19 protein-coding genes are annotated in these 18,655 nt (G+C 42.7%); 9 read left to right on the top strand and 10 right to left on the bottom strand.

Annotated features, from left to right (window positions below):
• The first annotated feature begins 7 nt into the window (after positions 1–7).
• From tpiA to eno, 3 genes are all read left to right on the top strand, one after another.
• Positions 8–769, top strand: a complete 762-nt coding sequence (gene tpiA, locus AA0Y26_RS18415) for a triose-phosphate isomerase (protein WP_413363485.1) — start codon at positions 8–10, stop codon at positions 767–769.
• A complete protein-coding gene (gene gpmI / locus AA0Y26_RS18410; RefSeq protein ID WP_413363484.1) occupies positions 762–2,318 on the top strand; it encodes a 2,3-bisphosphoglycerate-independent phosphoglycerate mutase in 1,557 nt (518 codons plus the stop codon). Before tpiA ends, gpmI begins: the two co-directional genes overlap by 8 nt.
• A 63-nt stretch (positions 2,319–2,381) precedes the next feature.
• Complete coding sequence (gene eno, locus AA0Y26_RS18405) at positions 2,382–3,674, top strand: phosphopyruvate hydratase (RefSeq protein ID WP_413363483.1); 1,293 nt, start codon at positions 2,382–2,384, stop codon at positions 3,672–3,674.
• Positions 3,675–4,072: 398 nt separating this feature from the next.
• On the opposite strand, the gene AA0Y26_RS18400 is transcribed toward eno, so the two are convergent.
• From AA0Y26_RS18400 to AA0Y26_RS18385, 4 genes are all read right to left on the bottom strand, one after another.
• Positions 4,073–5,035 carry a nuclease-related domain-containing protein gene (locus AA0Y26_RS18400; RefSeq protein ID WP_413363482.1) on the bottom strand — a complete coding sequence of 321 codons (963 nt, stop codon included), beginning with the start codon at positions 5,033–5,035 and terminating at the stop codon, positions 4,073–4,075.
• A gap of 297 nt (positions 5,036–5,332) precedes the next feature.
• On the bottom strand, positions 5,333–7,009 hold the full coding sequence (locus tag AA0Y26_RS18395; protein ID WP_413363481.1) for a sodium:solute symporter family protein: 1,677 nt from the start codon (positions 7,007–7,009) through the stop codon (positions 5,333–5,335).
• Between the two features lie 33 nt (positions 7,010–7,042).
• Complete coding sequence (locus AA0Y26_RS18390) at positions 7,043–7,345, bottom strand: DUF4212 domain-containing protein (RefSeq protein WP_413363480.1); 303 nt, start codon at positions 7,343–7,345, stop codon at positions 7,043–7,045.
• A gap of 151 nt (positions 7,346–7,496) precedes the next feature.
• Positions 7,497–7,673: a hypothetical protein gene (locus AA0Y26_RS18385; RefSeq protein WP_413363479.1), complete on the bottom strand. Its 177-nt coding sequence runs from the start codon at positions 7,671–7,673 to the stop codon at positions 7,497–7,499.
• Positions 7,674–8,298: 625 nt separating this feature from the next.
• Here AA0Y26_RS18385 and AA0Y26_RS18380 point away from each other — a divergent pair.
• The 6 genes from AA0Y26_RS18380 (at position 8,299) to smpB (ending at position 14,310) form a co-directional block, all read left to right on the top strand.
• Positions 8,299–9,603, top strand: coding sequence for a hemolysin family protein (locus AA0Y26_RS18380; RefSeq protein ID WP_413363478.1), 1,305 nt, complete (start codon positions 8,299–8,301; stop codon positions 9,601–9,603).
• An 87-nt stretch (positions 9,604–9,690) separates the two neighbouring features.
• Entirely contained in the window at positions 9,691–10,020 is a 330-nt protein-coding gene (locus AA0Y26_RS18375; protein ID WP_413363477.1) for a hypothetical protein, read from the top strand.
• Between the two features lie 104 nt (positions 10,021–10,124).
• Complete coding sequence (gene secG, locus AA0Y26_RS18370) at positions 10,125–10,352, top strand: preprotein translocase subunit SecG (protein ID WP_413363476.1); 228 nt, start codon at positions 10,125–10,127, stop codon at positions 10,350–10,352.
• Positions 10,353–10,433: 81 nt separating this feature from the next.
• Positions 10,434–11,180 (top strand): alpha/beta hydrolase, encoded by a 747-nt coding sequence (locus tag AA0Y26_RS18365; RefSeq protein ID WP_413363475.1) that lies wholly within the window; start codon positions 10,434–10,436, stop codon positions 11,178–11,180.
• 37 nt (positions 11,181–11,217) lie between these two features.
• Entirely contained in the window at positions 11,218–13,617 is a 2,400-nt protein-coding gene (gene rnr / locus AA0Y26_RS18360) for a ribonuclease R (protein ID WP_413363474.1), read from the top strand.
• Between the two features lie 228 nt (positions 13,618–13,845).
• On the top strand, positions 13,846–14,310 hold the full coding sequence (smpB, locus tag AA0Y26_RS18355) for an SsrA-binding protein SmpB (protein WP_036157296.1): 465 nt from the start codon (positions 13,846–13,848) through the stop codon (positions 14,308–14,310).
• Between the two features lie 145 nt (positions 14,311–14,455).
• On the opposite strand, the gene AA0Y26_RS18350 is transcribed toward smpB, so the two are convergent.
• The 6 genes from AA0Y26_RS18350 to AA0Y26_RS18325 form a co-directional block, all read right to left on the bottom strand.
• Positions 14,456–14,827, bottom strand: a complete 372-nt coding sequence (locus tag AA0Y26_RS18350; RefSeq protein ID WP_413363473.1) for a hypothetical protein — start codon at positions 14,825–14,827, stop codon at positions 14,456–14,458.
• Between the two features lie 300 nt (positions 14,828–15,127).
• On the bottom strand, positions 15,128–15,319 hold the full coding sequence (locus tag AA0Y26_RS18345) for a DUF4083 family protein (RefSeq protein WP_413363472.1): 192 nt from the start codon (positions 15,317–15,319) through the stop codon (positions 15,128–15,130).
• Positions 15,320–15,593: 274 nt separating this feature from the next.
• Positions 15,594–16,031, bottom strand: coding sequence for a hypothetical protein (locus tag AA0Y26_RS18340; protein ID WP_413363471.1), 438 nt, complete (start codon positions 16,029–16,031; stop codon positions 15,594–15,596).
• 650 nt (positions 16,032–16,681) lie between these two features.
• Positions 16,682–16,858, bottom strand: coding sequence for a multidrug transporter (locus AA0Y26_RS18335; RefSeq protein ID WP_413363470.1), 177 nt, complete (start codon positions 16,856–16,858; stop codon positions 16,682–16,684).
• Positions 16,859–16,951: 93 nt separating this feature from the next.
• Positions 16,952–17,317, bottom strand: coding sequence for a DUF2294 domain-containing protein (locus tag AA0Y26_RS18330; protein ID WP_413368309.1), 366 nt, complete (start codon positions 17,315–17,317; stop codon positions 16,952–16,954).
• Between the two features lie 709 nt (positions 17,318–18,026).
• On the bottom strand, positions 18,027–18,497 hold the full coding sequence (locus AA0Y26_RS18325; protein WP_413363469.1) for a hypothetical protein: 471 nt from the start codon (positions 18,495–18,497) through the stop codon (positions 18,027–18,029).
• Between the last annotated feature and the right edge of the window lie 158 nt (positions 18,498–18,655).

Here is an 18,655-nt window from a genome sequence, read left to right as displayed (position 1 = left end):
GGATTTTATGCGTAAACCAATTATTGCAGGCAACTGGAAAATGTATAAATCATTTGATGAAGCAGTTGAGTTTGTCGAAGCAGTTCGAGAAGCCATTCCTTCAGAGGAAAAGGTAGATGCGGTCGTTTGTGCACCTGCCATCTATTTACCGACGTTAGTCGATATCGCTACAGAAACAGATTTAGCAATCGGTGCTCAAAATATGCACTTTGAAGAGGAAGGGGCATTCACGGGCGAGGTGAGTCCTTCCCAGCTTGCTTCCATCCATGTGGATTATGTCATTTTAGGGCACTCAGAACGCCGTGAAATGTTCAATGAAACAGATGAAGCGGTTAATAAAAAGGTAAAAGCGGCACTCGCTCATGGAATCGTGCCGATTATCTGCTGCGGGGAAACATTAGAGGAGCGCGAGGCTGGCAATACTGAAGCAAAAGTATCAGGCCAAATTCGTGCGGCGCTTGAAGGCTTTACAGCAGAGGAAGTGGCACATATGGTCCTTGCCTATGAGCCAATCTGGGCAATCGGGACAGGCAAAACAGCAACTGCTGACGATGCCAACCAAGTATGCGGTGCCATCCGCGGGGTAGTACAGGAGCTTCATGGTGCAGAGACAGCAGAAGCAATTCGCATTCAATACGGCGGCTCCGTGAAGCCTGAGAACATTGTCGAGCTTCTTTCGAAGGAGCATATTGACGGTGCTCTTGTAGGTGGAGCGAGCCTGCAGGTAGATTCTTATTTAAAATTATTGGAGGCGGGCGCAAATGCCTAAACAGCCAGCAGCATTAATTATTTTAGACGGCTTTGCCTGCCGTGATGAAGTAAAGGGCAATGCAGTAGCACAAGCACATAAACCAAATTTTGACCGGTACTGGAATACCTACCCGCATGCAACGCTGATTGCAAGCGGAGAGGCAGTTGGTCTGCCGGAAGGTCAAATGGGGAATTCCGAAGTAGGCCACATGAATATCGGTGCAGGCCGAATTGTTTATCAAAGTTTGACGCGTATTAACAAATCCATTCGCGAAGGGGAATTTTTCCGCAACGAAAAATTCCTTGCAGCGGTTGAACATGCGAAGAAGCATGACTCAAAACTTCACCTGATGGGCCTTCTTTCAGATGGTGGGGTACATAGCCATTATGAGCATCTTTTTGCTTTGCTGAAGCTTGCGCAGGCAAACGGCATCAAGGAAGTATACGTGCATGGTTTCCTTGACGGGCGGGATGTCGGTCCGACGACAGCACTTGGCTATATTGAGGAAACAGAAAAGCAAATGGAGAAAATCGGTGTAGGAAAGTTCGCATCGATTCACGGCCGTTATTATGCGATGGACCGTGACCGCCGCTGGGAACGTGTCCAGCTGACATATAATGCGCTCGCAGACGGGGTAGGCCAGACAGCGGCAACGGCTGCTGCCGGCGTACAGTCCAGCTATGATCGTGAAGTGGAGGATGAATTCGTCATTCCTTTCGTTATTACAGAGGAAGGGAAGCCAGTCGCGACAATCGATACAAACGATGCGGTGATCTTCTTTAACTTCCGTCCAGACCGTGCCATCCAGCTATCGGCGGCCTTCACAAACGAAGCGGTAACAGGCGTGAAAATCTCTAAAAAGCATCCGACAAACTTACACTTTGTATCGTTTACCCACTACAGCGAGGATGTAAATGCAGTGGTAGCATTCGAAAATGACAACCTGGTCAATACACTTGGGGAAGTCATTGCAGCAAACGGTTTAACACAGCTCCGTATTGCCGAGACTGAAAAATATCCGCATGTCACATTCTTTATGAGCGGCAGACGTGAGGAAACTTTTGCCGGTGAGGAACGGATTTTAATTGCTTCACCAAAGGTAGCAACCTATGATCTAAAGCCGGAAATGAGTGCCTACGAGGTAACGGAGGCACTGCTTGGAGCGATTGCAGCAGACAAGTTCGATGCGATCATTCTAAACTTCGCCAACCCGGATATGGTCGGACACAGCGGTATGCTGGAGCCGACAATCAAGGCAATCGAAGCGGTGGATGAATGTCTAGGGAAAGTAGTGGATGCCATCCACGCAAAAGGCGGTTCAGCTATCATCACGGCCGACCACGGCAACTCAGACGAAGTCATAACATTGGGTGGAGAGCCGATGACGGCCCATACAACCAACCCGGTACCGGTCATTGTCACAAAGCGGGACGCTGTTCTAGCAACAGATGGTATTTTGGCCGATTTAGCGCCGACAATGCTGAGTCTATTAGGCATCGCACAGCCGGCTGAAATGACAGGGAAATCTTTAATCGTACGTTCCGAGGACAATTTAGGACTCGTTTGAACAAATAAAAGCTTCCGGTAGGTTCTGCCGAGGCAAAATTGATAATAGAGGAGAATGAAAACTATGCCATTTATTACACAAGTATACGCTCGTGAAGTATTAGACTCTCGCGGTAATCCAACAGTCGAGGTAGAAGTATTTACAGAATCAGGTGCATTTGGTCGTGCCATCGTACCATCAGGTGCATCAACAGGTGAATACGAAGCGGTAGAATTACGTGATGGCGACAAATCACGCTACCTAGGTAAAGGTGTGTTGAACGCAGTAGAAAACGTCAACACAATTATCGCTGAAGAGCTAGAAGGCAATTATTCTGTTCTTGACCAAGTAGTGATCGACAAAGCGTTGATCGAGCTTGATGGTACAGAAAACAAAGGGAAATTAGGCGCAAACGCTATCCTTGGCGTCTCAATGGCCGTAGCTCACGCAGCAGCTGACTACTTGGATGTACCTTTATATCAATACCTTGGCGGCTTCAATGCGAAGCAGTTACCAGTACCGATGATGAACATCTTAAATGGCGGTGCTCACGCTGATAACAACGTGGACATTCAAGAATTCATGGTTATGCCTGTTGGAGCAGAAAACTTCCGTCATGCATTACGTATCGGCGCTGAAATCTTCCACCACCTAAAAGCTGTATTAAAAGAAAAAGGCTACAACACAGCAGTAGGTGACGAAGGTGGTTTCGCACCAAACCTTGGCTCAAATGAAGAAGCAATTACGGTAATCCTTGAAGCAATCGAAAAAGCGGGCTACAAAGCAGGCGAAGAAGTTCGTATTGCACTTGACGTGGCATCTTCTGAGCTTTACAACAAAGAAACAGGCAAATACCACCTGGACGGAGAAGGTGTTGTAAAAACATCTGAAGAAATGGTTGACTGGTACGAGGAATTAACTTCTAAATACCCAATCATCTCTATTGAAGACGGCTTGGATGAAAACGACTGGGCAGGCCATAAATTGCTGACTGACCGTATCGGCGGCCGTGTACAATTAGTAGGGGATGACCTATTCGTAACAAACACAGCGAAATTATCCCGCGGTATCGAAGAAGGCGTTGGCAACTCGATCCTGATCAAAGTAAACCAAATCGGTACGCTGACAGAAACATTCGAAGCAATCGAAATGGCAAAACGTGCAGGCTACACAGCAGTGATTTCTCACCGTTCAGGTGAATCAGAAGATAACACAATCGCTGATATCGCAGTAGCAACAAATGCCGGCCAAATCAAAACAGGTGCACCGTCACGTACTGACCGCGTAGCGAAGTACAATCAATTACTTCGCATCGAAGATCAATTAGGCGCGACTTCTCAATACCTTGGATTAAAATCGTTCTACAACGTAAAATAATAACGGCAAAAAGGGCTCCTTTAAATCAGAAGGGGCCTTTTTTATTGGGCGGACAGTTTTGCTGAGGGGAATGGATAACGTGCTGCTGGTAATAGACATTTTTTGTTCTATAATAGACAAAATGCTTTTGTTATTAGACAATCCTCTTGTTATTAGACAAATCTGCTCGATTAATAGACAAAATCCCCTTGTTATTAGACAATCCTGCTCTATTAATAGACAACCCTAAGCGCGGGCAAGGGCTTTCTAGAGATAATAGACAATTTCTTCTCGATAATAGACAAAGTCCTGCTGTTATTAGACAATCCTGCTGTATTAATAGACAATTCCACTCCATTAATAGACAAAATCCCTTTATTATTAGACAATACGCCGCAAATCACTGATGAACTTCTTCCTTACTCCTTCCTACAGTCTTCGGGAATAATATAAACTCTGCCGCGCTTGTCTCCAACTTTTTCAAAGCCTAGCCTTGAGAGAATTTTCGAGGCGACTTGTATGGAGTCGATGCCTGTAAAGTCCCGAAATTCCTTGTTCGTAATCCGCTCACTTACTAATAATCGGTAATCTTCTAAAGCGTGGAGCAATGCTTTTTTATCTCGCGTGTTGCATGCGCTGCAATGCCAGTTCCCAGCGCTATAGTGCATAGCGGCCTGAAAATCGCAGCTCGGGCACAACACACCCTTCTTTAACCGGTCCAATGCAACGCGGCGTTTGGGAGTCGTCCGCTGGATAGCACCTAGCAATTGTTCGCCTGCTTTTTCAAGCGCCGGCTCTGTCAGCCGTGCTTCAGGGTATTTTGCAAATAATTGATGAAGAGACCGCCGCAGCCCGCTTACATGAAAAATAGGGAGCCCCTGTAAAGAGCTATCGAGCATGGCATTTTGATTGGTGATAATCACTGCATATTCTACAGGCAGGTTAATACCCCATGAACAAAGCATATTTTCCAGCAATAGTTTATGACGGTATGCCTGTTCAAACGGATCGGAAAAGTTTTCTTTCGTTCCATCCTGTCGAATTCGTCCGAACTCATGGTGGCCAGGTTTATAAAATAGCTGGCCCGTTATGTTTTTGATTTCTAAGATGAGTAAAAAATGAAGAGTAAAAACGACGCTATCAATTTGATGAGGAAAGCCTTGAGGATTCAAAAGTTCCAAATTATGAAGAAGGTAATGCTTATGAGGAATCGTGAAATCTGCAAATTCACGGTCTGAACGCTGTTCGCCGTAAAAGCCGGCTTCCAGGTTAGCGAGTCGGGCATGATAATCAAGTAATTCCTCGTCAGTGCGATGCATTCGGCGAATGAGTGCACGGGTATAACGCAGTTGATGAGGCTTTGTTCTTTCGAGTAATAACATAATCCACCTCCTGCTTCTATGTTATTGCCATAATATTGGAATTTCAAGTCTTAATAAAAAGCGGCCGCAAACGCAGCCGCTTCAGCCTGTTGCCAAACGCTTTCATTCATCGTTGCTTGTCTCGTTCGTCCTCCCATGAACTTAGGTTCTATTCGCGTCTTCGCTCAACGGCGTTCCTTGTCTGGCGAGCGTTTTCAAGCCAGGCTGGATAAAACTTTACTTTATAAAACAGCTAAAAAAATGTAAAGACAAAGTCAACAAGTGACTTTGTCTTCACTCTGACGCAGCGGCTCTCTTTTAATTAGACGTTTTATCCGTTGTCCCGTCATCCATAAACACTTCGCCGTCTTTGTAGACCATCTGCTCTGGGTAGCGTAAGTTGATGACAGCGTCCTGCAGTTCTTTTGCTGGGGCAGGCGTTGCCAGTGAGACGATAATATTCGTGGCGAATGCTGCAATGGCTCCAAATACACCGGCTCCTGTATCAATAATACCTAAAATCGTAAACCCGCCGTACTTGGCCGCGAAAATATAGCTCAGCGTTACAGCCAGCCCGACGATAATTCCCGCAATGGTTCCTTGTGCATTGGCACGCTTCCACCAGACACCGAGTACGAGGGCAGGGAAGAATGTACCTGTGGCGAGAGCGAAGGCCCATGCCACAATCTGTGTGATGGCACCAGGAGGATTCAGAGCGATCAATCCGGCCAGTAATGTAGCGACGACAATCGAAATCCGGCCGACAGCCAGCCGCTTTTGTTCTGTAGCATTTGGGTTGATAATCCGGTAGTAAATATCATGAGCGAAGGAAGAAGAAATGGAAATCATTAACCCGCCGGCGGTTGAAAGAGCGGCCGCCATGGCACCAGCAGCAACGAGGCCGATGACAAACATACCGAGATTGGCGATTTCAGGTGTTGCCATAACGACGATGTCATTTGCGATGACGAGCTCATTCCACTGGAGGATGCCATCGCCGTTTGTATCAGCAACCTGCAATTTTCCTGTATCGACCCATGATTTCGTCCATGCAGGCAAATTGGCAATTTGGCTTCCTGCTACTTCTGTCATCAAAATGAAACGAGCGAATGCTGCATAGGCGGGGGCACTGAAGTATAAAAGACCAATGAAGACCAAAGCCCAGGCACCAGACCAACGTGCGGCTTTCATTGTCGATACCGTATAGAAGCGGACAATAACATGAGGCAGACCGGCAGTACCGCACATAAGCGTAAACATAAGCGCTAAAAACTGCCATTTGGTTCCGTTTGTGAATGGGGCAAAGTATTCAGAAATGCCGAGCTCCCGGTCAAGCTCGCCCATTTTAGCGATGATTTCACCGTAAGAAACCCATGGAATTGGATTTCCTGTCAATTGAAGAGACATGAAAATAACAGGGACTAGATAAGCGATGATTAAAATGATGTACTGGGCTACCTGTGTCCAGGTAATCCCCTTCATCCCGCCGAGTGCGGAATAGACGGCTATGAGAACAACACCGATCATTGTCCCGATTTTTACATCAATTTCAAATAACCGCCCGATTACTACGCCCGAACCAGAGAGCTGGCCGATGGAGTAGGTAAAGCTGATAATAATCGTACAGATGGCAGCAAGGACGAGGGCACTCTTGCTGTTGAAGCGGTCACCGATGAATTCGGGAACCGTAAATCGGCCGAATTTCCGAAGCTGTGGTGCAAGCAGGATGGCTAAAAATAAATAACCGCCTGTCCAACCCATGATATAGGCTAAGCCGTCGTAGCCTAAAAGCATGATCGTACCGGCCATACCTATGAAGGAAGCGGCACTCATCCAGTCGGCACCAATGGCCATCCCGTTAAAAATCGGCGGTACACCGCGGCCTGCTACATAGAATTCCGATGTTTGCTTTGCCGTATTGATGACGGCGATCCAAATATACAAAGCGAAGGTAGCTAAAATAATGACTAATGATACTAAGAATTGACTATCCATACATATCCCCTCCTTATATCCTTGGCGCCGGCATTAATGGTCCATCGCTTTTCCGGAGCTCAGTTCTTCATTTCGCTTGTCATCTATCCCGTATTTTTTATCGATCCTATCACCGATAATCGCATTGGCAAACAGCAGAATGATAAACGTCAATAAAGCACCGATTGCTCCCATAAAGTAGTGGAGAGGGAAGCCGATAATTTCAATTTCCGTCAGCGAATCCGCAAAGGCAGCAACTCCAAAGGACACAATAAACCAAATGCCGAAGAAAAGAATCATATACATGTTTTTCTCACGAAAGTAGGCGTCTGCTTGGCTTTTGTCAATCTTTCTCACATAAATCCCCCCTTAAGAAATGATTCCCCTAGACCAAATCTCCATAAAATAACCGGATATGCAAATGTCCTCCCCTCAGGTAATGGAATCATATAATGACCTCTGCGAATGCAGAAGAAATTATGGAAATGAGGCACCGGAAAGGTCCAAATTAACGCAGGCCAAAAATAAATTTTAGTGTTTCGCCTAACGGCATGGGGACCATTACGATTTTTACCACTATATAAATCATCATGGCAGCTACGGGGACGGTGAGGTAGATAAATTTCTTGCTGACGAGCGCATAAATCAGTGAGGCAAGTGTAACGATAATGAAAAAATAAAGCATAGGCATTCCTCCTATATGCTGGTTAATGTACGTCATGATGAAAAATGTTGTATGTATGAAAACAGGTTAGGATTGAAAGAGTCATCATTGAAAGAGGGGCATCTGTCGGAAGTTTTAGTGAGAAAGCAACAAGCTTATTATTATCTGTTTAAAAATGTATGTCTTTAGTCGGGAAAATAAAACGTTTCCATCGTGAAAACTTTCAGCGGCTTTTCGAAAAGGGAGAAGAGGGCAATTAACATCGGCGTTCAGTCATGATTCATTTACCTGCCGGAATATAGTTTATTAATTCTTCAGGAAAAGGTGGGCGCACGATTAATAAGGAGACACTGGACATTCCCCAGCCGCTCTCTAGTATCAAGGAGGAAACGATCAGGAGAAAAGAGTAAAACAAGCAACGGATAGATAGAAAATAAAAAAAGCGCCAAGCAAATTTTTTATTGATTATGGGCTTTTCTTTAAGAAAGGGGAAATATGTGCTGTTCTTCTTGATGAGCTGGGGGATTTCCCTAAAGAGTATACTTTGTAAAAAACTGTTATAATGGAGAGATAACAAGTAAGATTGTTCCTACATATCATGATGTTCTAGGAGGTGAAGTCTTACTTTGACGAGTAAGACGGCTGCTTGACCATAGTGAAATTAACTATTTTTACGGTATTAATTGCGTTAACCGCTTTTTTCGTGGCGACTGAATTTGCCATTGTGAAAGTGAGGCAATCGCGAATTGACCAGCTTATTGCTGAAGGCAATGACCAGGCCATGATCGCAAAGCTTGTCACATCCCATTTAGATGAATATTTATCAGCCTGTCAGCTCGGCATCACGGTAACGGCACTCGGTATCGGGATGGTCGGTGAATCGACGTTTGAATTCATCCTCCATCCCTTCTTTACGTGGCTCGGTTTGAACACGGCATATGTCCATTGGTTTACCATTGCTGCAGCCTTTCTGATTGCGACGTTTTTGCATGTCGTAGTCGGTGAGCTTGCACCGAAAACCTTTGCTATCCAAAAGTCGGAGACCATTGCGCTGGCGTTTTCCCGGCCGATCATGCTGTTTTATAAAATTCTCTATCCGTTCATCTGGTTCCTCAACGGTTCTGCCCGGCTGCTCGTCGGCTTATTTGGCATGAAGCCGGCCAGTGAGCATGAACTGTCCCATACGGAGGAGGAGCTGCGGCTGCTGCTGACCGAAAGCTATAAATCCGGCGAGATCAACGGAAACGAATTGAAGTTCGTTAATAATGTATTTAAATTTGATGATAAAATCGCAAGGGAAATCATGGTCCCCCGCACGGAAATTGCCGGCTTTGAAGTAGACGCAACCTATCGTGATGTACTGACGCAGGTATCGGAGGAGCGGTATACGCGTTATCCTATCTATGAGGGAGACCGTGATAATATCGTAGGTTTTCTGAATATTAAAGATTTTTTGACGCTGGGAATAAGCAATCGTATTACGGCAGCCAATTTTTCATTACAGAACTTTTTGAATCCGGTTATCAAAACGATCGAAACAACACCGATCCAGCAGCTTCTGCAAAAGATGCAAAAGGAACGTACCCATATGGCCATCCTGCTGGATGAATACGGCGGGACGAGCGGGCTGGTGACAGTCGAAGATATTTTGGAGGAGCTTGTCGGCGAAATCCGCGATGAATTTGATGAGGATGAACAGCCGCCTGTACGCAAAATCGGGGAAGGGCACTATATTATTTATTCCAAAAGCCTGCTGTACGAAGTAGATCAGCTGCTCGGGCTCGCGCTCGATGAAGAATACCCGGAAATCGACACGCTCGGCGGCTGGTATTTTACAAATGATATGGAGCTTGATATGGATGGGTATATCGATCACGAAGACTACCGATTTACCATTCATGAAAAGGACGGAATGCAGCTTTATTACATCGAAGTTCGACAATTTTCATAAGGTAAAAGAAAAAATCAGAGCCATTTCTGGTTTTTTCTTTTTTTTTCGGGGTAAACACATACCAAACTGGTAGGGAGGTTAGTATTGATGAAAAAAATGAAGAAATCTTGGATGTTAGTATCAGCACTTACGTTATCACTAGGATTGGCAGCTTGTGGTGACGAGGAGGATCCAGTAAACGATACAGATATCATTAATGAAGATGACGGGGATAATGTCGATACAAATGATGACCCAGTAAACAACGAAATCGAAACAGAAACAGAAACTGAGACAGAAACTGACACTGACACAGAAACAGATACTGAAACAGATACTGAAACAGATACTGAAACAGACGGTGGTACTACAGGAACTGATGGTACTACAGGAACGGACGGCACTACAGATACAGATTCTACTGACGGCAACAATTAATCTAGAAATTATTACCTAAAGCCTTTTAAAGCAAGTTGTCACTCTACCCTCTTTTTGCTATAATGTTATTTGTTGTAATGTTTCAAATGAAAGAGGTGGACATTTTGCATACGGTAATAACTATTTCATTAATCATCGTTGCTATAGCTTTAATCGTCGTAGTATTATTACAATCAGGTAAGAGTGCTGGTTTATCGGGGGCCATCTCTGGTGGAGCAGAACAACTTTTTGGTAAGCAAAAAGCGCGCGGTATGGACCTTGTATTGCACCGTGTAACAATCGTGTTATCCGTGCTATTCTTAATCCTGACGCTGGCTATTACAAAATTTTAATACGAATGATAAAACGCCTAACCGACAATGGTTGGGCTTTTTTGTTAATATAAAGACAAATAAGCGAATCGGAGGACCATCATGCGAAAGGCAGAAAACAAGCCTTTTTTCTTTGAGGCTGGACCACGGGCGGTGCTATTGCTTCATGGATTTACGGGAAGCTCAGCGGATGTCCGGATGCTTGGCCGCTTTTTGGAGAAAAAAGGGTACACTTCATTAGCACCACAGTATAGAGGACACGGGACAGCACCGGAAAAGCTCATCACAACCAATCCGGACGAATGGTGGCAGGATGTGCAGGAAGCATATCAGCGTCTGCAGGAAGCAGGCTATCAGGAAATCACGGTAGCAGGTCTGTCCCTTGGCGGCGTTTTTTCATTGAAATTAGGACTAAATCAGCCAGTTAAGGGAATTATCACTATGTGTGCACCGATGACAATGCGGACACTCGACCTCATGTTTGAAGGTGTATTGGGTTACGCCAAGCAATATAAGCAATATGAAGGGAAAAAGGATGACGAAATCGAAATAGAGGTGGATGCGATCCGCCAAAAAGGTATGCCATCCTTACCCGACCTGCAGAAGCTTGTTGCGGCTGTCCGGGCGGAGGTCGATTTAGTGTATGCACCGCTTTTTGTCGTGCAGGCGACAAATGATAACATTATCGACCCGAAATCTGCGCATTATATATACGAAGAAGCGCAATCTAATATGAAAGAAATCAAATGGTATGACCATTCTGGCCATGTCATTACATTGGGCAGAGAAAAGGATCAACTGCATGAAGACATCTATCAGTTTTTAGAAAAGCTTGACTGGAGTGTCTGATGTTGAAATAGAGATTCCCATTAAAGGAGGGACAACAATGGCACAAATAAATGAATTACAGGAGCGCATTCTCGCCTTCATGAAGGAGGACGACTATAAGCCGCTCACAGTAGCCGAAATCGAAACTGCCTTCGAATTAGAAGAGGCGGAAGAATTCAAAGAGCTCGTAAAGACGCTTGTGAAAATGGAAGCGCAGGGATTGGTCGTTCGTTCCCGCTCTAACCGTTATGGTTTACCGGAACGAATGAATTTATTACGCGGCCGTTTTATCGGCCATGCGAAAGGCTTCGGCTTCGTGACACCGGAGGAACAGGGAATGGATGATATTTTCATTCCGCCTCATGACATTAACGGTGCAATCAACGGGGATACAGTACTGATCCGCGTAATGAAGGAAACGTCCGGCGACCGACGCGAAGGAACAGTCATTAAGATTGTTGAGCGCGGTAAAACAACGTTTGTCGGCACATTCCAGGCAAACCGCGGTTTTGGGTTTGTTGTACCGGATGACAAAAAACTAAACATGGATATCTTCGTTGCCAAGGAAGATACACTTGGTGCGGTGGACGGTCACAAGGTTGTTGTGGAAATTACACATTGGCCGGATGATATCAAGTCTGCAGCAGGGATCGTTACGAAAATCCTCGGTCACAAAAACGACCCAGGTGTCGATATCCTGTCGATTATCTATAAGCATGATATCCCGCCGGAGTTCCCGGCTGAAGTGGTCGATGCTGCTACAAAGGTGCCGGATGAAATCACCGAGGAAGATCTAGTCGGACGACGTGATTTGCGGGGCGAGACAATTGTGACGATTGACGGCGCCGATGCAAAGGACCTTGATGATGCCGTTACAGTAACAAAAAACAATGACGGTACGTATAAGCTCGGGGTACACATTGCAGACGTCAGCTATTACGTAACGAAGGATTCTATCATCGACAAGGAAGCGTACGAGCGTGCGACATCTGTTTATTTAACAGACCGCGTAATCCCGATGATTCCTCACCGTTTATCGAACGGTATTTGTTCCTTAAATCCACAGGTTGACCGTTTAACGCTTTCCTGTGAGATGATTATCGACGGCAACGGACAGGTCATCAAGCATGAAATTTTCCAAAGTGTGATTAAAACAGCGGAACGTATGACGTACTCTGATGTTTATAGGCTTTTAGAGGAGCGTGATGAGCATCCTGATCTGGTTGAACGCTACGAGTCATTAATTCCGATGTTCGAAATGATGGCGGAGCTTGCGCAAATCCTGCGCAACAAACGGATGAGCCGCGGTGCGATCGACTTCGATTTCAAGGAGTCGAAAGTGCTTGTGAATGAAGACGGCTGGCCGACTGACATTGTGCTGCGTGAACGTACAGTGGCAGAGCGCCTCATCGAGGAATTCATGCTGGCTGCCAATGAAACAGTCGCTGAGCATTTCCACTGGATGGAATTGCCGTTCCTTTATCGTATCCACGAAGATCCAAAGCCGGAAAAACTGCAGCGCTTCTTTGAATTTGTCACAAACTTCGGCTTGGTCATCAAAGGGACAGGGAACTCCGTTCATCCAAAAGCAATGCAGGAAATTATCAAATCCATCGAAGGACTGCCGGAAGAGCCGGTTATTTCGACAATGCTGCTTCGTTCCTTACAGCAGGCACGCTATTATCCGGAATCGCTTGGTCACTTCGGTTTATCGACGGATTATTATACACACTTCACATCACCGATCCGACGCTATCCGGACTTGATCGTACACCGTCTGATCCGTACGTACCTTATCAATGGGGATACATCGAAGGAAACGGTTGTCCAGTGGAATGCGGTCATGGAAGAGATCGCTGACCATACATCCGAGCGTGAGCGCCGTGCTGTTGACGCAGAGCGTGATACGGATGCACTGAAAAAGGCACAGTTCATGTCCGATAAAATCGGCGAGGAATTTATCGGTATGGTATCGTCCATTACGAACTTCGGTATTTTCGTGGAGCTGCCAAATACAGTAGAAGGTCTTGTGCATATCAGCAATATGACCGATGATTATTACCGCTTCGAGGACCGTATGATGGTCATGATCGGGGAGCGTACCGGCCGCCAGTTCCGTATTGGGGATGAAGTAAAGGTACGTGTAGCCAATGTCGTGATCGAGGAATCATCAGTCGACTTTGAAATCGTCGACATGGTACAATCCGCTAGCACCCGTCCGCGTAAGGTTGCACCGAAAGTGATCACAGCAGGGCGTCCTGACAAGAAACGCGGCGAGCGTTCTGAGCGTCGTGATAAACGCGGCGGAAAAGGAAAGCGCGGGGAAAAGGATAAAGGCGGAAAAAGTTCCTCATCAAGCGACCGTGACCCACGCGGCCGTCGCAAGGATGGAAAAGAAAAGCCAAAGTTCTACGAAGGCATCGCGAAAAAGGGTAAAAAGAAAAAAGGCAAAAGATAACCTGCCCCTTTAGTAAAGAGGGGAAAGGGATAAAAAGCGGGCTGGAGATGGCGTGTCTCTGGCCGTTTTTAAACGTAAGGAACTATAAATTGGGACGTTTGTAAACGTCCAGGCATTCGCTCCCGCTGCCAACTAGCTTGTCGCAGCAAAACGGGAGCGAAGGCGCTTTTCTTGCGCTATAATAGGGATAACCTGCAAGGGAATGCTTGCACTGAGGAGTTGTGAAATATGGCTAAAGGACAAGGGAAAGTACTGGCTCAAAACAAGAAGGCAGGCCACGATTATTTTATCGAGGAGACGATTGAAGCAGGCATGGTGCTGACAGGAACGGAAATCAAGTCGATCCGCGCAGGCAAGGTGCAGCTGAAGGACTCATTCGTACGTGTCCGTCATGGCGAAGCATGGATCGTCAACATGCATATTTCGCCGTTTGACCAAGGAAACCGCTTCAACCATGATCCACTGCGTGAGCGGAAGCTGCTGCTACATAAGAAACAAATCAGTGAGCTGGTCGGTGCTGTCAAACGCGACGGCTATACAATCGTGCCGCTGAAAATGTACATCAAGGACGGCTATGCAAAGCTTCTAATCGGTATCGGAAAAGGGAAAAAAGATTACGATAAACGTGATGACATGCGTAAAAAAGAAGCGAAGCGTGAAATGGAGAGAGCCTTCAAGGCACGCAATCAATAAGACTGTATTCCTTTCTTTGCTTGCTAGATCAGCAGTCTACCGCATAGAAAAAGAGGGGGATATCCTATAAAAAGCATGGATGGGCCTAGTTGTGCCTGTTCATGCTTTTTTTTAAAGCTCTATTCAATCTCTATGGCCCAGCCTCTTATCTATTTGTATACGTAAAAATATTGTAGAAGGCACCAATGCTATCAATTTCACGCAAATGTGTACCCCCGCCATAAGTCATTTTTAAATGATACGTTGTAAAGAGGCCTAAGTTATGGCTGCTAAACTGCTGTACCGTATAAACGTGCTGACCGGCTGTGCATGTGCCGCTGTCGTCACAGTGCAAACCATGTTCATTTGCCAATGCACGATAGTACGTTGCTTCTGAAGGCTTTGTGAACAGAGCAGTCACGCATATGACCACAAGTACAAGCACGGTAATCATCGGTTTTTTCTTTAACAAAAGGATAGATACAAAAATTGTAGTAACGATCATTCCGATTAATAGAATAAAAAATACGATAAACATGAAACCTCCTCCTTTTATTTACCAAATAAAGGACGGGATGTAAGTGAAATTGTTTCTTTATATGGGGGCGGTAAATAAGCCTTACTATAACCGGGAAGGCCTTCAATCGACTGCTCTATTTGAATTTGAATTACTTATCGGTTTTATTATTCATTTGTTATAACTATTCAAAAAAGCCAACAATCGTTGATGGTACAACGTTTTTGGCTTTAGGATGTGTTTATAACCTTTTATTTGGTACGCTATTTGTATGTGTTTGTATAATTGGATTTTAATGGTTATTGTTCATATTCATTAAAACTATTTTTTCTCCTTCAATAGCAAAATGAGTTGTTCATTTTGTTCAATTAATTTATCGAGTTTTTTTTCTAGATCATTGTAGCTGTTACTTTTTACTGAAGAATTTATTATTAGCCTTCTAATAAAAAGAGCAAAAGAAATAAAGAATAAAGAAATTAAAAGTATAACCGTTATCATAAATAAATTGCTCATAATCACCCTCCAAAAATAACCAATTAATTTCATTGTAACATTAATTTATAGTATTGGGTGGATTATAAAAGCCCCACGGCGAGGCTAAGATACGTTTTGAAAAGTTCAATCCACTAAAGCAGCATGTTAGCCGGATAAGAAAAGAATAAACCAAAGCATTAGGAATAGTTCAGATAGGATGAAGAAACTTACAAATAACATTAGAGCGTAAGTTTTATTACAAAAAAAATTAAATTTAACTATGTGTTCTTCAAAGTACAGTTTCAAAACTAAATTACTGGATAACAATATTTCCAACATATTGAGCATTGCCACTATTCGAATCAATGTCAATAACCAGTGTATACTCACCTTTTTCTTGAGGTAAGTGGAAGTCTTGGCTGCTTTTTTGATATGCTACATCAATCTTTTTCTCTCCTTGCCAAATTGACACACTTATTCCATCCGGATCATAATCTCCATCTTCAAAGTTTATAGCAGCTAACTCTCCTGGATGAAAGTATAGTGCGTTTTGTTTTTTAGCTAATGATTGAATATCCTTCGTTTCTTTATTGTATTTTTCATCATATTCCCATTTAATGTTGGCCTCTGCTAGAATTTCAGTTTCGTTAATCCCATTTGGGGTGAATACTGTCACAGTAGGTGGGGAAAAATCATATTCTTCACCGAAACAACCTGTTACTAAAAAGATGGAACATAAACCTGCGATCAACTTGAAAAGCGTCTTCAACTATCTTCATTCCCTTACTTTTTTCTATTAATTATATACAAATTTTAACATGAAGTTCATATAAATATGAAAAAACTCCTTATAGTAATGTTAACGTGAATATCCAACAAAAAATCACCTCACTCCTAAAGATGAGTAGGAAGAGATGATTTTAATGAAACTGTCTTCTTTCAAATAAAGTTTGATCCTCTGATGCTTTGGGATCATTCATTAAAGCAGGGGAGTGTTAGCTATCGATTACATGAACTCTTTGTAATTATCAATATAGAAAGCTACATAACCGCAATTTGGACAAACAGAAGCCTTTGGTTTTTCGGACGCTTTTTTAAACAAGCCTTTTTTCTTTTTGAATATTTTTATACTATACATCGCTCCTTCAACTTTAACCTCGCAATCTTTAATCATTTCACTTTGACATTGGCTGCATATCAATTTCAAAACCACCTTCATTTTATATGTACAGCAATTAGTAAACTTCCATGCTTAACTAGTTATTATATCAAATGGTGTTTATAGTTATGTGTAAGCCTGCATAAGTTGGCCCGCTATATAAAAAAAGAGCACAATTCTATTTCAAGAATTGCGCCCGACTATTAAAGGGAAATGCTTTTTCTATTTTTATTTCAAAACCATTAAATTAAGAACGTGAACAATGTTAAATTCTTTAGCATTTCACGATTTTTCTCTATTATTTCTTTGTTTTTAGCTATCGTTTCCTTTACACTTAAAGGCTTTTCATTATCGATAGCTTCAGGGGTATTTTCTACGTTTGTATCTGGTTGAGGTACTGATGTCTTATTCTTATCCATATTAATTTAAGCCTCCTGTATGATATTTTTTAATCGATTGAATAAGCGATGATGTTGAAATCTTGTGAAAAATGAATACATCCACTTGTTACATCATAATAATTTACTTTGCAAATCCTCTGAAAGCCTAAAGACCATGACGCGTTCGCCGTTTTTTGTACTCAAATCGGTATGAAAATTTACCACTTCAAAACCCGTTATCGCTGAGAGTGCGTCTTTTATTTCCTTCACTCCTGATTCCACCAAGCTATTTCTCATTTTTTTAACCGATAATAGGCCTTCTTTTTCTTGGCAGACTGCATATTCGGCGGGTGTTAGGACACCTTTCAACACAACAACTACCATATCTCGCACGATATCTGATTTAACCGACACGGAACCGCGCCCAAGATAATTTTTTTCCCAATGAGTTAACACTTTACTGATTTCAGCTTCAAGAACACCTTTTGTTTTATCCATCATGTTTTTCTTCCTTCCATTCCACAATTAAGCGTTCTTCATTTATTTGAAATTTCGCTATAGTCCATATCCTTTAGTTTTTAACTATAAGCTAAAAACATACTTTTTCCTATATGGCACAAGTCTCGATTTGTGGATGGATGGATCGATAAATAACTTTAAATCTCTTCTCTCTAGGTCCCTTTGAATCAGCTGGTGGAAATCGCATCCAAGGTGTGGAATAGATAAATATTCTCTCACTGGGTCATTTCTACCGGGTCAATGGCTTTTGTTTATAAAAAAAACCGACAATTAGAAAGATAATGGCCTAAAATCATAAAACCATTACACTTTGATAATTGTCGGTTTACTTTTAACTAACCTAGTCTAGGTTTTTTAAATCGTCTACCTATTATTTACAAAAACTTTATTCTAGGTTCCTTTTTGCTTTGATTGATAATCAATATCCAAAATGGGTTGACTATCAAACTAAAGGTGATAGGAACGGATAAACTTTATTTATATTAAAAATTCTATTCTTTAATAAGCTCGTTGTCAAGGTCAATTTCAATAAATTTTTGATTTGGTCCTTTTGATCCACTAGTTTGTTTTCCATTTTCCATCATTTCAAGAAAAGGTCTTAAATATAAAATGAGCGCTTATTCTTGTGTAGAAGCAGGGCCGGATTGTTGAAAATCATTATTGAACTACTTTTATAAAACTTTTTTATTTAAAAAGTTACATCGCCTTCAAAATTCGCTACGGAAGCAAGTTTTTTAAAATCACGTAAGAGTTTTAATAAGAATTCAGAGTCAATCTTAAATCCTCCGGTTAATGTATTGCTTAAATATATATCAGTATTATATTTATTATTGGAAATTGAATAGTTTACTAATAGATCCCCCTTTTGATTATAGGTTTCAAAAGTAATGATAAAATCTTGGGATGACATAGCACTTAGATAAACTTTCCCTTGTCTCTTCATTTCGAATTCTTCTAATTCAGTAATAAAGGATATTAATTTATCAAATGCAAACCAAACATTACTATTCCAACCAATAAATTTATTATCTAATATTTCAACTGTACAGGATAAACTGGGTAATCGTTCATGTCTATATTCTTCAAGAATAAATGTTACATGTGATGTCTTATCATCAGAATAAATTCTAAAATCATAATCAGATAATGGTTTAAACATTCTTTCACCTCATTAGCTATTCCCATGAAATTTCTTTGCTGCTCTTTGTTGAACTAGCCTGTATTGTTACCTTAAATGTATTATTTCATAATTTCACCCTAAAAATATAGTCTTTTTAGGGTGTTATTCAACTGATAGGCCTGATTGCTGAAAAAGAT

It is taken from the genome of Lysinibacillus canaveralius, from assembly GCF_047301505.1.
GTDB lineage: Bacteria > Bacillota > Bacilli > Bacillales_A > Planococcaceae > Lysinibacillus_B.
This window is presented reverse-complemented; position numbering and strand designations above follow the sequence as displayed.